This window comes from Streptomyces sp. BJ20 (assembly GCF_022869105.1).
Taxonomy (GTDB): domain Bacteria; phylum Actinomycetota; class Actinomycetes; order Streptomycetales; family Streptomycetaceae; genus Streptomyces; species Streptomyces griseoincarnatus.
This window is the reverse complement of record NZ_CP094918.1, coordinates 3,754,746-3,769,329: the sequence shown is the minus strand read 5'-3', so window position 1 is coordinate 3,769,329 and position 14,584 is coordinate 3,754,746. Positions and strand designations below refer to the sequence as shown.

Genomic DNA, 14,584 nt, shown 5'->3' with positions numbered 1-14,584 from the left:
GATCCGCCGATCCGACACCGGGCCGCCCGCGGCCGAGGGAATGGAGTCAGCCGATGCCGAGCCCAGCTCGTCCCACACTGGTGCACACCCTCGTCACGCACGCCGCCACCCGCGGCGACCAGACGGCCTACGAGTACCTGCACGACGACGGGCGAGTGGACAGCCTCACCTACCGCGAACTCCTGGCCCGAGCCACCAAGGTGGCGCCGCGGCTGCGCGCCGACTCCGGGAACAAGGGACCCGCCCTGCTGCTCTACCCGCCTGGCCTGGACTTCGTCGTCGCCGTCTGGGCCTGCTTCCTCGCCGGGGTCCCCGCCGTTCCCGCCTATCCGCCGATCTTCGGCTCCACCGACCGCATCGCGGCCCGTTTCACCCGGATGCTCGAGGACTCCCGGGCCGGCACCCTGCTGGCCGACCCGGACGTGCTCGGACTGTTCACCGCCGGCATGAGCCCCGAATCCATGCCGCGCGTCCTCACCCTCGACGACGCGGACACCGACAACGACGACGACGCGACCGCGGACGGGAACCCCGACGCGGACGTCCTGGCCGGCCTGCTCCGCACCGCCGCCGCACCCGAGGACCCCGCTCTCATCCAGTACACCTCGGGCAGCACGGGACAGCCCAAGGGCGTCGTCCTGGAACACCGGAATCTCCTCGCCAACATCAGAGCGATTACCGACGTATTCAAACTGGACGAAACCGCCCGCGTGGTCTCCTGGCTTCCGCCCTATCACGACATGGGGCTCATCGGATTCATCCTCACACCCGTCCACGGGGCATTTCCGGTTCGATTGATGTCCCCCGTGCATTTCCTCAAGAATCCGCTCGCCTGGCTGCGACAGATCAGCGAACTCGGCATCACCCACACCGGTGGACCGAATTTCGCCTACGACCTGTGCGACCGGCGCGCCGCCTCGGCCGACCTCACCGGACTCGACCTGAGCACCTGGCGCCTCGCCTTCAACGGCGCCGAACCGATCCGCCCCGCGACCCTCCGGCGGTTCGCCGACCGCTTCGCCCCCCACGGCTTCCGCCCCGAGGCGTTCCTGCCCTGCTACGGCCTGGCCGAGGCCACCCTCATCGTCACCGGACACCACTGGACCGGACCCGACGACGGCGTGGACGAGGACGGCCGCGTCGACTGCGGCCCCGTCATCGACGGACACACCCTCGTCCTCGTCGACCCCGACACCGGCACACCCGTCCCCGAAGGCGCAGAGGGCGAGATCTGGATCAGCGGCCCCAGTATCAGCGACGGCTACTGGAACAGCACGGGCACCACCGCCGGCGAACTCTTCGGCGTCCTCGACGGCACCCGCCGTCTGCGCACCGGCGACCTCGGCCGACTGCGCGACGGGCACCTCACCGTCACCGGCCGCCGCAAGGACGTCCTCATCCAGAACGGCGTCAACCACCACGCCCACGACCTGTGTACCGCCGCGACCGAGGACAACCCCGCCGTACGGCCCACCGCCGCCGCCTTCGCCGGATCGGACGACGAGGTCGTCATCGCCGTCGAGGTCGCCGGCCGGAACCACGACACGGCGGCCCTCGCCGCCGACATCCGCACCCGCGTCCTCACCGCCACCGGCGTCCGCGTCCACACCGTGGTCCTCTGCCCGCCCCGCACCATCCCCCGCACCACCAGCGGGAAGGTCCAGCACTCCCTGGCCCGCACCCGCCACCTGGAGGGCAGCCTCGGCGGAACCGCTGTCACCGCCACACCGGTCACCGCCACCGCCGAGGACACGGAACTCCTCACCCTCTTCCTCTCCTCCCTCTTCGCCGCCGTCTGCCAGGTCCCCTCCTGCGGACCCGACGAGACGCTCGCCGCCATGGGCGGGGACTCCCTGCGGGCCGCCGAGATCGCCGCCGTGGCCGAGGACGCCCTCACGCTCGAGGTACGGGTCGAGGACGTACTCCGCGCCCAGACCCCCCGAGAACTCACCACCCGCCTCGCCCGCCGCTGGGCCGACCACGACATGCCCTACGCCGACGCACTGGAACGCGTCAGGACGCTGATGTCCCGCGAATGACCCCGCCGGCCCCCCCCACACGGCAACCAAGCGGAGAATCACGCCCGGTGACCACACGGAGGACGACACCTGTGTCAGAGAACCATCAGGTATCCGCCGACCTCGGCCGCGACCTCCTCGCCCGTTGGCGTGCCCGCACACCGGACACCACCGCACCCGCCGCCCCCCAGGCCAGCCCCATCCAACTCGGCCTGCGCCTGTTCGAGGAGATCCACCCGGGCACCGCCGCCAACATCCTCCGCTACGACGCCGAGACCGACGGCACCCTCGACACCGACCGCCTCGCCACCGCCCTGCGCACCCTCGCCCACCGACACGCCGTACTGCGCACCACCTTCCCCGAGGGGGACCGGACCCTGTGCGCCGTCACCCCGGAAGCCGAAGCCGTACCCGATCTCACCGTCACCGATCTCGCCGGCATCGGCACCGACGCCGGCCGCGCCCGGGCGCGCGCCGAGGCGGACGCCCGAGCCGCCACGCCCATGAACCTCGCGACCGGCCCCCTCTGGCGCGTCGCCGTCTGGATCCTCGCCGACGGCACCACCCGACTGCAGTTCCTCGCCCATCACATCGTGGCCGACGGCTGGTCCCTGGGCGTGTTCCTCGCCGAACTCGACGCCCTCTACGCGGGCCGGCCTCTCGGCCCGGCCACCCCGTTGCCCGAGGTCCCCGCCACCCCCGACCCGGCCAACCTCGCCGCCTGGCGGGACCGCCTGGCCGACGCCCGACCGCTCTCACTGCCCACGGACCGACCTCGCCCGAACACCCGCCGCTTCCGCTCCGGCCACGTCGACGTCACCGTGGACGCCGAACTGATGGGCCGCGTCCAGGAGCTGGCCGACAACAACGCGATGACACCCTTCATGGTGCTGCTCACCGCCTTCCATCTGACGCTGGCGCGGACGGCCGGGCACTCGGACATCACCGTCGGGTCACCCGTCGCGACCCGTGAACGCCACCGCGCGCCGGGAGCCATCGGCCCCCTCGCGACCATGCTCGCGCTGCGCACCGACACCACCGGCGCCCGCACCGTCCGTGAGGCGCTCCACGCGGTACGGGACACCTGCCTCGACGCGTACAGCGGCGCCCATGTGCCCATCGAGACGGTGGCGGAGCAGCTCGGCCGGCCGGGCGCCTCCCTGTTCGACGTCCTCTTCGTCCTCCAGCCGCGACCGGGCGAGGCCCGCCTCGGGGACCTGCCGGTCCGGCCGATGGTGATGGCACCCGTCACCATCCGCAACGACGTCGAGCTGTACCTCTGGCAGGGCGACGACGGCGTCACCGGCTTCCTGGCCTACGACACCGACCTGTACTCCGCCGACACCGCCACCCTCCTCGCCGACCGCTTCCTCACCGCCCTCTCGGCGTTCGTGGAGTGCCCGGATGCTGTGGTGGCCGAGGTGGATGTGCGGTCGGTGGGGGAGCGCGAGTGGGTGGCCGCGGTGTCGGCGGGTGTGCCGTTGGCGGGTGGGGTGGCGGGTCGGGTGGAGGAGTTGTTCGGGGGGGTGGTTGACCGCCTGGGTGGTGGGGGTGTGGCGGTGTGTTGTGCGGGTGAGGTGTTGTCGTTCGGGGAGTTGGAGGAGCGGGCGAACCGGTTGGCGTGGGGCTTGCGTGATGCGGGCGTGGGGCCCGGCGACATGGTGGGTGTGTTGTTGCCCAGGTCGGTGGACCTGGTGGTCGCCTTGCTGGGTGTGCTGAAGTCCGGTGCGGGCTATGTGCCGATGGACCCGGGATATCCGGACGAGCGCGTCGACTTCATGGTCCAGGACTCAGGTGTCTCCCTGGTCTTGAGGTCGGTCAAGGACTTCCCGGACGGGGGCCGCACGGACCGGGTGCCCGTGGCGGGGGACGGGTCGGATGTGGCGTATGTGATTTACACGTCGGGATCCACTGGTCGTCCGAAGGGGGTGGTGATCGAGCACTCCCAGGTGGTGGCGATGCTGTCGTGGGCGAGCCGGGCGTTCTCGCACGAGGAGTTGGCACAGACGCTGGCGGCGACATCGGTGTCGTTCGACCTGTCGGTGTTCGAGATCTTCGCCCCGCTGTCGGTGGGCGGGACGGTCCATCTCGTCCCCGACAACGCGCTGGATCTGATCGCGCATCCGGGCCGGTACGCGGACGTGACGCTGGTGAACACAGTGCCGTCGGTGGCTCGGGAACTGCTGGCGGCCGGTGCGATACCTCCCCGCGCCCGGACGGTGAACCTTGCCGGCGAACCTTTGGCACCGCATCTGGTCGCGGAGTTGTATGCGCATCCGGTGATCGGTGTGGTGAACAACCTGTACGGGCCGAGCGAGGACACCACCTACTCGACACATGCGGTCACCGTCGCTGGTGATGCGCGGACACCGATCGGCCGGCCCGTCGACGGCACACAGGCTCACGTCCTGGACGGGTGTCTGCGGCCGGTGGTTGTGGGCGCGGTGGGGGAGCTGTACCTGTCGGGGGCCGGTGTCACCCGTGGCTACCACGCCCGGCCCGCACTGACCGCGGAACGGTACCTCCCCGACCCGTTCTCCTCGGACGGATCCAGGATGTATCGCACGGGGGATCTCGTGCGCTGGCGTCCTGACGGGCAGCTGGAGTATCTGGGCCGCGCCGACGGGCAGGTGAAGATCCGCGGCCACCGCGTCGAACTCGGCGAGGTCGAGGAAGTCCTGCGCCGGCACCCGCACGTCTCCGAGGCGGTGGTCGTCGCCCGCCCGGACGCGACGGAGCTACTGCGGCTGGTCGGTTACGTGGTCGCTCACGAGGCCGCCGGTGACGTCCCCTCCGACCTGCCCTCTCACGCACGCACCTGGCTCCCCGACTTCATGGTCCCCTCGGCCCTGGTCGGCCTTGGGGAGTTGCCTCTCCTCCCCAACGGGAAGATCGACCGCTCCGCTCTGCCCGACCCTGAACCCGGCGCAGACCGCGCCTCCTTCCGCCGTCCGTCGGGGCCGGCCGAGGAACTGATCGCCCGCGTCTGGAGCGAACTCCTCGGCGTCACTGAGATCGGCGCGGACGACGACTTCTTCGCCCTGGGCGGCCACTCCCTCCTCGCCACCCGGCTCACCCACCGACTCGGCGAGGCCCTCGGCGCCCACATACCGCTCCACCTCGTCTTCGAACACCCCACCCTCACCGACCTCGCCGCCCACCTGGACCGACTGGGTAAGGCCCGCCCGCCCCTACCGGTCGCACCGCGCATCGCGAACCCTGATGGCACCGTCGTCTTCCCTGCCACGTCCGGCCAGAAGCGTCTGTGGCTGCTGTGCGCCCTGGACCCACAGGCGAATCTCGCCTACACACTGAACGGCGGTGCCAGGATCACCGGTCGGCTCGACGCCGCGGCCCTGGCACGGGCGGTCGAAGAGGTCGCCCGCCGTCACGAGGTGCTGCGGACCACCCTGCGCGAGGAGAACGGCGAGGTCGTCCAAGTCGTCCACCCCGTCTGGTCCGGTACGGAGGCAGACGATACATACGCGTCCCCGGAGTGCGACGAGGCCGAACTGCTGACGGACTGGCGTCACTCCACGGTGGACCTTGCCGAAGGCCCGCTCTTCCGCGCGCGGATCGTCCGCCGCGCCGACGATGTCCACCTGCTCCTGCTGTCCCTGCACCACACCATCGCCGACGGCTGGACACTCACCCGCCTGCTGGACGAGATCGCCGCCGTCTACGCCGCCCTCGACCAAGGCCACCCCCTGCCCCCGGCTCCCACCCTCCACTACGGCGACTTCGCGCAGATGCGAGCTGCCGAGCCGACGTCCGAGGACGACGGCGGGCTCGCTCACTGGCGTGAGCGGCTCGCGGGAGTGCGCCCTCTGGACGTTCCGACCGACCACCCGCGTCCAGCACGGCGTACCCACAACGGTGCGGCCGTCCCGGTGGAACTGAGCGCCGAGGCGATCGGGGGCATCGCACGCCGTACCGGTACGACCCCGTTCGCCGTTGTCGCCACCGCGGTCACTGTCGTCCTGGGCGTCCTGTCGGGCAGCGACGACGTGACCATCGGCATCCCGACCAGCGGCCGCACCCACCCCGACACCGCCGGCATCCTGGGATTCTTCACCAACACCCTGCCCCTGCGCCGGACGCTCGACCCGCGGGCCACGCTCGCGGAGACACTGCACGCCACCCACCAAGCCCTCGTGGAAGCACACGAACACGCCGAGACACCGTTCGAGGAGATCGTCCGGCACACGTCGCTCGCCGCCGACGGGCAGGCACGCAGCCCCCTGTTCCAGACGATGCTGGCCCTTAACGAAACCCCGTCACGGAACCTGCACCTTCCTGGTCTGACCGTCAGCCGTCTCGACATCCCGCCGGCCGGAACCCAGTTCGACCTCTCCCTCCACCTGGAGCAGGGCGAGGACGCCATCAGCGGCTACCTCACCTACAACACCGATCTCTACGCGGACAGCACCGCCCGCTTCTTCACCGAGCGCCTCGCCTCCGTCGTCTCCGTATTGATGGAGTGCCCGGATGCTGTGGTGGCCGAGGTGGATGTGCGGTCGGTGGGGGAGCGCGAGTGGGTGGCCGCGGTGTCGGCGGGTGTGCCGTTGGCGGGTGGGGTGGCGGGTCGGGTGGAGGAGTTGTTCGGGGGGGTGGTTGACCGCCTGGGTGGTGCGGGTGTGGCGGTGTGTTGTGCGGGTGAGGTGTTGTCGTTCGGGGAGTTGGAGGAGCGGGCGAACCGGCTGGCGTGGGGCTTGCGTGATGCGGGCGTGGGGCCCGGCGACATGGTGGGCGTGCTGTTGCCCAGGTCGGTGGACCTGGTGGTCGCCTTGCTGGGTGTGCTGAAGTCCGGTGCGGGTTATGTGCCGATGGACCCGGGATATCCGGACGAGCGTGTCGACTTCATGGTCCAGGACTCAGGTGTCTCCCTGGTCTTGAGGTCGGTCAAGGACTTCCCGGACGGGGGCCGCACGGACCGGGTGCCCGTGGCGGGGGACGGGTCGGATGTGGCGTATGTGATTTACACGTCGGGATCCACTGGTCGTCCGAAGGGGGTGGTGATCGAGCACTCCCAGGTGGTGGCGATGCTGTCGTGGGCGGGCCGGGTGTTCGCGGATGGGGAGTTGTCGCAGACGCTGGCGGCGACATCGGTGTCGTTCGACCTGTCGGTGTTCGAGATCTTCGCCCCGCTGTCGGTGGGCGGGACGGTCCATCTCGTCCCCGACAACGCGCTGGACCTCGTCGCGCATCCGGGCCGGTATGCGGACGTGACGCTGGTGAACACGGTGCCGTCGGTGGCTCGGGAACTGCTGGCGGCGGGTGCGATACCTCCTCGGGCTCGGACGGTGAACCTTGCGGGTGAGCCGTTGGCTCCGGGGTTGGTGGCGGAGTTGTATGCGCATCCGGTGATCGGTGTGGTGAACAATCTGTACGGGCCGAGTGAGGACACCACCTACTCCACGCATGCGGTCACCGTCGCTGGTGATGCGCGGACGCCGATCGGCCGGCCCGTGGACGGCACACAGGCTCACGTCCTGGACGGGTGTCTGCGGCCGGTGGTTGTGGGCGCGGTGGGGGAGCTGTATCTGTCGGGGGCCGGTGTCACGCGCGGCTATCACGCCCGGCCCGCACTGACCGCGGAGCGGTACCTTCCCGACCCGTTTTCCGCGGAGGGCGGCAGGATGTATCGGACGGGGGATCTCGTGCGCTGGCGTCCTGACGGGCAGTTGGAGTATCTGGGCCGGGCCGACGGGCAGGTGAAGATCCGCGGTCACCGTGTCGAGCTCGGCGAGGTCGAGGAGGTCCTGCGCCGGCACCCGCACGTCTCCGAGGCGGTGGTCGTCGCCCGCCCGGACGCGACGGAGCTACTGCGGCTGGTCGGTTACGTGGTCGCCGACGAGGCGGGCGGTGACGTCCCCTCCGACCTGCCCTCTCACGCACGTGCCTGGCTCCCGGACTTCATGGTCCCCTCGGCTCTGGTTGCCCTGAGGGAGTTTCCCCTTCTCCCCAACGGGAAGATCGACCGTTCCGCTCTCCCCGACCCCGAACCCGGCGCAGACCGCACCGCGTCCCGCCGTCCGTCGGGGCCGGCCGAGGAACTGATCGCCCGCGTCTGGAGCGAACTCCTCGACGTCACCGAGATCGGCGCGGACGACGACTTCTTCGCCCTGGGCGGCCACTCCCTCCTCGCCACCCGGCTCACCCACCGGCTCGGCGAGGCCCTCGGCGCCCACATACCGCTCCACCTCGTCTTCGAACACCCCACCCTCACCGACCTCGCCGCCCACCTCCCCGAAGGCACGGAGCAAGGGCGTACACCGCCGATCACCCCGCTCGACCGCGTCCCGGAACCGGACGGCACACTCGTGCTGCCGACATCGCCCGGTCAGGAACGCCTGTGGGTCCAGTGCGCGCTTGACCCGGAGGCCAACATCGCCTACCACATCAGAGGCGCCGTCCACCTCCACGGGCCGTTGGACGAGGACGCCTTGGTCACCGCCCTCCGTCACCTCGCGCGCCGCCATGAGAGCTTGCGTACCTCGCTGCGCCAGGTCGACGGCGAGCTTCGCCAGGTTGTGGCACCCGATCCCGAAGTGTCGCTGCTCCGAACCACCAACGCCGACTGGGAAGCGGTGATCGACGCCGAAACCCGGCGGCACTTCGACCTCTCCGCCGGCCCCCTCTGGCACGTCACGCTCGTCAGCGCCGGGCCCGAGCACCACGTCGTCGTCATGAGCCTGCATCACGCCATCGCCGACGGTTGGTCCCTAGACATCATCCTCCGTGAGATCGCCCAGAGTTACGGCGCACTCCTGCACGCCCCCGGCAGCGAAGCCGTCTCGCCCGCGCCCGTGCAGTACGCCGAAGCAGCAGCCTGGCAGCGCGAAACGGCGCCGGAGAACGCGGAGTTCTGGCGGTCCCACCTGGCGGGTACTACCTCGGCCGGCCTGCCGACCGACCGACCCCGTCCCCCTCGGCAGACCTACCGAGGTGACGCGGTCCCACTGAACCTTCCGCAGAAAGCACTGGCCGGCGCGGCACGGAAGGCGGCGACCACCTCGTTCACCGTCCTCGCGACAGCCCTTGCCGTCGTCCTCGTCAAGCTTACGGACCGGTACGACGTGACCCTCGGCATTCCAGTCGCCGGCCGCGACCACCCGGACACGGCGGAGGTCGTGGGCTACCTCGTCGACACGTTGCCGCTCCATCTGCGCCCGGATCCGCAGGCCACCCTCGCCGAGACCCTGGACGTGACCCGGGCACTCGTGGACGACGTCCGCGCCCACCCGCGCATCCCCCTCGAGGAACTGCTCCGCGAAGCACGCCCCCACGGCGACCGCGGCCCGCTGTTCCAGGTGTTGCTGGCCGTCAACGGGACGCCGCCCCGTTACGAACTGGCCGGCCTGGAGATGACCCCGGCTCCCGTTCCGTTCCGCACCACCCCTTACGACCTGGTCGTCCAGGCGGAGGAACGCGACGGCCGGGTCACCGGGCACCTGCTCTTCAACACCGACTTGTTCGAGCGCTCCACCGCACAGCTCATCGCGGACCGGCTCGCCACCGCGGTCCACGCCCTGGCCGACGGTCCCACCCTGACTGTCGCCGAGGTGGATGTGCGGTCGGTGGGGGAGCGCGAGCGGGCGGTGGCGCTGTCGGCGGGTGTGCCGTTGGCGGGCGGGGCGACGGGTCGAGTCGAGGAGCTGGTCGAGGGGGTGGTTGACCGCCTGGGTGGTGGGGGTGTGGCGGTGTGTTGTGCGGGTGAGGTGTTGTCGTTCGGGGAGTTGGAGGAGCGGGCGAACCGGTTGGCGTGGGGCTTGCGTGATGCGGGCGTGGGGCCCGGCGACATGGTGGGTGTGTTGTTGCCCAGGTCGGTGGACCTGGTGGTCGCCTTGCTGGGTGTGCTGAAGTCCGGTGCGGGCTATGTGCCGATGGACCCGGGATATCCGGACGAGCGCGTCGACTTCATGGTCCAGGACTCAGGTGTCTCCCTGGTCCTGAGGTCGGTCAAGGACTTCCCGGACGGGGGCCGCACGGACCGGGTGCCCGTGGCGGGGGACGGGTCGGATGTGGCGTATGTGATTTACACGTCGGGATCCACTGGTCGTCCGAAGGGGGTGGTGATCGAGCACTCCCAGGTGGTGGCGATGCTGTCGTGGGCGAGCCGGGCGTTCTCGCACGAGGAGTTGGCACAGACGCTGGCGGCGACATCGGTGTCGTTCGACCTGTCGGTGTTCGAGATCTTCGCCCCGCTGTCGGTGGGCGGGACGGTCCATCTCGTCCCCGACAACGCGCTGGATCTGATCGCGCATCCGGGCCGGTACGCGGACGTGACGCTGGTGAACACAGTGCCGTCGGTGGCTCGGGAACTGCTGGCGGCCGGTGCGATACCTCCCCGCGCCCGGACGGTGAACCTTGCCGGCGAACCTTTGGCACCGCATCTGGTCGCGGAGTTGTATGCGCATCCGGTGATCGGTGTGGTGAACAACCTGTACGGGCCGAGCGAGGACACCACCTACTCGACACATGCGGTCACCGTCGCTGGTGATGCGCGGACACCGATCGGCCGGCCCGTCGACGGCACACAGGCTCACGTCCTGGATGAGTGTCTGCGGCCGGTGGTTGTGGGCGCGGTGGGGGAGCTGTACCTGTCGGGGGCCGGTGTCACCCGTGGCTACCACGCCCGGCCCGCACTGACCGCGGAACGGTACCTCCCCGACCCGTTCTCCTCGGACGGATCCAGGATGTATCGCACGGGGGATCTCGTGCGCTGGCGTCCTGACGGGCAGCTGGAGTATCTGGGCCGCGCCGACGGGCAGGTGAAGATCCGCGGCCACCGCGTCGAACTCGGCGAGGTCGAGGAAGTCCTGCGCCGGCACCCGCACGTCTCCGAGGCGGTGGTCGTCGCCCGCCCGGACGCGACGGAGCTACTGCGGCTGGTCGGTTACGTGGTCGCTCACGAGGCCGCCGGTGACGTCCCCTCCGACCTGCCCTCCCACGCACGCACCTGGCTCCCCGACTTCATGGTCCCCTCGGCCCTGGTCGGCCTGAGGGAGTTTCCCCTCCTCCCCAACGGGAAGATCGACCGCTCCGCTCTGCCCGACCCCGAACCCGGCGCAGACCGCGCCTCCTTCCGCCCCCCGTCCGGGCCGGCCGAGGAACTGATCGCCCGCGTCTGGAGCGAACTCCTCGGCGTCACCGAGATCGGCGCGGACGACGACTTCTTCGCCCTGGGCGGCCACTCCCTCCTCGCCACCCGGGTCGTCAGCCGCCTGACGACACTCACCGGCGCCGAGATACCTCTCCACCTCGTCTTCGAGAACTCCGTACTCGCCGACCTGGCCCGCCTGTTGCCCGATCCGGCGGACTGGCCGGCCGGCCCCGCCCGCATTCAGCGCATCCGGCGCGTCAAGGGCGGCACGACCGCGGGGTGACATCCGCCCCCTTCCCCCTCCTCCCACCTCCGTCCCCCTACAAGAACAGGAGACAGCGATGAAACAGGAAGAGAAGACGCTCGGCATGCCCCCGGCACCCGTCGCCGAAACCGCTCACACGGCGAAGCCGTCCGCGCCCGTACCGGACCTGTCCGACGGCCCCCGAGCCAACGAGCCCGCCATGCTGGGCTTCGGAGGCTTCCTGCTGGGCTCCATCTCGCTCGCCTTCTACCTGAAGGACGTCAGCGTTCCCGCCAACTCCCTGGTGGCCTCGCTGCCCATCATGGTGTTCGCCAGCACCATCATGCTGCTGATGGCCTCGGTCTGGGCGATGCGCCTGGGCGACGGGGTGTTCGCGGCGGTGTACGGCCTCTTCGGGACGTTCTGGCTCAGCTTCTCCATCCTCAGCCTCGCCCTGAACAACAACTGGATGGGACAGTTCGAGAACATCGAACAACGCCAGGCCACCGCCAACTTCGTCCTGGTCTGGGCCATCGTGATCATCCTGCTCACGCTGACCACCCTGCGCCTGCCGAGCGTCTTCACGCTGCTCTTCGTCGTCGTGTCCGCGACGCTGCTCGTGCTGTTCGGCTCGATCGAGCAGGCCATCGACCAGACCGTCAACAACCCGTTGAAGCCCAGCGACCCCTGGCTGATCTACGTCGGTATCACGACGATGTTCCTCTTCATCGCGGTCGGCATGTACATCTTCGCGAGCTTCATGCACAGGGCGACCGGCGCCAAGAACCTCCCTCTCGGCAAGCCGCTGATCAAGAGCCGCTGACGGCCAGGCCGCCGACCGGCCCAAGCGCCGACCGGTTCGAGCCGCCGCCCATGGACCCCTGCCGGCCCCACCGCACACGCAAAGGAGGAACGATGACCGACTACCTGCCCGACGTCGCCACCGTCCCCTTCCCCATGCCGCGCCCGGAAGATCTGCCGGGCGACGTCCCGGCCCTCGCGGCGGCGGCCCCCTCCGCCCTCGCCGGCCTGGCCGGCACGGTGACCGACCCGGCGCACCGGACCGGTCTCGCCGGCATGCTCGCCGCCGTACGGACCGCTCGCGCGGATCTGGGCCCGGTGCCGAGCACCCTCGTCGTGGACGATCCGGGGGAGTCCCGGCCGAACCGCCACAACGATCTGGCGTTCGGCATAGAACGCCGCCACGGTGACCCGCTCACCCTGTTCGTCGCGGCGGCGCTCAACGCCCACCTCGGCATCCTGGAAATCGCCGAGGAACGGGGCACCGGCCTGGACGAGTCGGCGTGGCACGACCTGGTCGCGGGCTTCGACACCCTGGTGCGATGGCCGACCGATCCCACCCGGCTGCCGGCGCCGTTGCCGGTGCCCGGCTGCCCGTCGTCGGGGGAACCCGAACCCCTCGACGGGCTCCGGCGCTGGGTGCGCGGCCACCATGTCTTCATGGTGCTCGCCCAAGGCGGCACCGTCGCCGTGAACAGTCTCACGGCGGCGGCCGAGGCCGGCGACGAGGAGGCCGCCGCCACGGCGGCCGAAGTGGCCTCCCGGGTCATGCGGGCCTGTCGGGCCGCCCTCCAGTTCGCCGGAGACGCCAACCCCGACCAGTACCGGTCGGAGATCAGGCCCACCCTCATGCCGCCGGTGGCGCCCCCGCAGATGAGCGGGTTGCGCTGGCGGGACCACGAGGCACTGGTGGCCGCGCTGACCGCGTCGGGCGAGGCCTGGTCCTGGCTGGCGGAGCGCCGCCCCGACGCCCTGACCGACTTCCGGACCGCACTCGACGCCACGTACGAGTCGCACAAGGGCGTGTGCGGGAACTTCGTCGGCAGCCAGTCACCGAGTCTTCTCGCGACCAGCAGGTCCCACCGGCCCGCGGTCGGCGTCATCGAGCAGTTCCGCCGGCTGCGGGTGGGCACCCTGCCCGCAGCCCCGCACCCCGACCACCACACGTGACCGTCCGGGCGCGGCCGTTCGGCGGCAAGCACGTCGCGCCCCGCAGCCGCTCCGGACGGACGATCGCGAGCACGTTCCGAACATCCCCTCCCCACGTAACACCGGGCCACCGGTCCACCCGCCGGCAACCGACGGGAACTCACTCACATGCGAGAGGCAGGGCACTCATGACCCAGACCGCATCCACCCAGCACGGCGGGCCCGCCGAGCTCGACATGGACGGCCTGTCCCGGATCCTCTTCGGGCATGCGGCCTTCCAGTACCTGAACGCGGCCTGCGAACTCGGCCTCCCGGATCTGGTGGCCGAGAAGCAGGAGCTCACCCGGGACGAGATCCGCGACGCGCTCTCCCTCCAGGACCGCGCCGTCGACATCCTCCTCCTCGGCTGCACCTCGCTCGGCATCCTCGTCAAGCAGGACGGACGGTACCGACTGGCCGGGGTCATCAAGGACCTCATGGACGAGGGCGACTGGCAGCGCTTCGTCGACACCGTGGCCTTCGAGCAGTACATCGTGTACGAGGGCCAGCTCGACTTCACCGACTCGCTCCGCGAGAACCGCAACGTCGGTCTGCGCCGGGTCCGCGGCTCCGGCCGTGACCTCTACCACCGGCTCGCCGAGAACCCGCACCTGGAGCAGGTCTTCTACCGCTACATGCGCTCCTGGTCCGAACTGGCCAACAAGCACCTGGTCCAGGAGCTCGACCTGTCCGGCCGACAGCACCTGCTGGACTGCGGCGGCGGCGACGCCGTCAACGCCATCGCCCTCGCCCAGGCCAACCCGGACCTCAAGGTCACCGTCTTCGAGATCCCGGCGTCCGGCAGCATCGCCGAGAAGAAGATCGCCCAGGCCGGCGTCGGCGACCAGGTCTCCGTCATCACCGGCGACATGTTCGCCGACCCGCTGCCCACCGGCTGCGACGTGGTGATGTTCGCCCACCAGCTGGTCATCTGGACGCCGGAGGAGAACACCGAACTGCTGCGCCGCGCCTACGACGTCCTTCCCGAAGGCGGTCAACTGGTCATCTTCAACTCCATGTCCAACGACGAGGGGGACGGCCCCGTCGTCGCCGCCCTCGACAGCGTCTACTTCGCCGCGCTGCCCGCCGAGGGCGGCATGATCTACTCCTGGGCGACACACGAGCGGTGCCTGCGCGAGGCCGGGTTCAGCACCGTCAAGCGCATCCCCTTCCCGGGCTGGACCCCGCACGGCGTCATCGTCGCCACCAAGTAGGCCCCGCCGGGGC

General features: G+C 70.4%; 5 protein-coding genes. All 5 read left to right on the top strand.

Annotation, left to right across the window (positions count from 1 at the left end; all coding sequences use genetic code 11):
* Window positions 1–53: 53 nt before the first annotated feature.
* The 5 genes from MTR79_RS16960 to MTR79_RS16940 all read left to right on the top strand — a co-directional run bounded on the left by MTR79_RS16960 (window position 54) and on the right by MTR79_RS16940 (window position 14,571).
* Window positions 54–2,039, top strand: a complete 1,986-nt coding sequence (locus MTR79_RS16960) for an AMP-binding protein (protein ID WP_189364871.1) — start codon at window positions 54–56, stop codon at window positions 2,037–2,039.
* Window positions 2,040–2,110: 71 nt separating this feature from the next.
* A complete protein-coding gene (locus MTR79_RS16955; RefSeq protein WP_244791035.1) occupies window positions 2,111–11,407 on the top strand; it encodes a non-ribosomal peptide synthetase in 9,297 nt (3,098 codons plus the stop codon).
* Between the two features lie 58 nt (window positions 11,408–11,465).
* Window positions 11,466–12,191, top strand: coding sequence for a GPR1/FUN34/YaaH family transporter (locus MTR79_RS16950; protein WP_189366819.1), 726 nt, complete (start codon window positions 11,466–11,468; stop codon window positions 12,189–12,191).
* A gap of 92 nt (window positions 12,192–12,283) precedes the next feature.
* The gene (locus MTR79_RS16945; protein WP_244791033.1) at window positions 12,284–13,339 is read left to right on the top strand and encodes a hypothetical protein; all 1,056 of its coding nucleotides are present in this window, start codon (window positions 12,284–12,286) and stop codon (window positions 13,337–13,339) included.
* Between the two features lie 167 nt (window positions 13,340–13,506).
* Window positions 13,507–14,571, top strand: coding sequence for an acetylserotonin O-methyltransferase (locus MTR79_RS16940; RefSeq protein WP_244791031.1), 1,065 nt, complete (start codon window positions 13,507–13,509; stop codon window positions 14,569–14,571).
* Window positions 14,572–14,584 lie beyond the last annotated feature (13 nt).

What these genes read in the sequence shown, in the direction of transcription:
- MTR79_RS16945 (WP_244791033.1), top strand. Translation starts at nt 12,284, where the DNA reads ATGACCGACTACCTGCCCGACGTCGCCACCGTCCCCTTCCCCATGCCG.
- MTR79_RS16960 (WP_189364871.1), top strand. Translation starts at nt 54, where the DNA reads ATGCCGAGCCCAGCTCGTCCCACACTGGTGCACACCCTCGTCACGCAC.
- MTR79_RS16950 (WP_189366819.1), top strand. Translation starts at nt 11,466, where the DNA reads ATGAAACAGGAAGAGAAGACGCTCGGCATGCCCCCGGCACCCGTCGCC.
- MTR79_RS16940 (WP_244791031.1), top strand. Translation starts at nt 13,507, where the DNA reads ATGACCCAGACCGCATCCACCCAGCACGGCGGGCCCGCCGAGCTCGAC.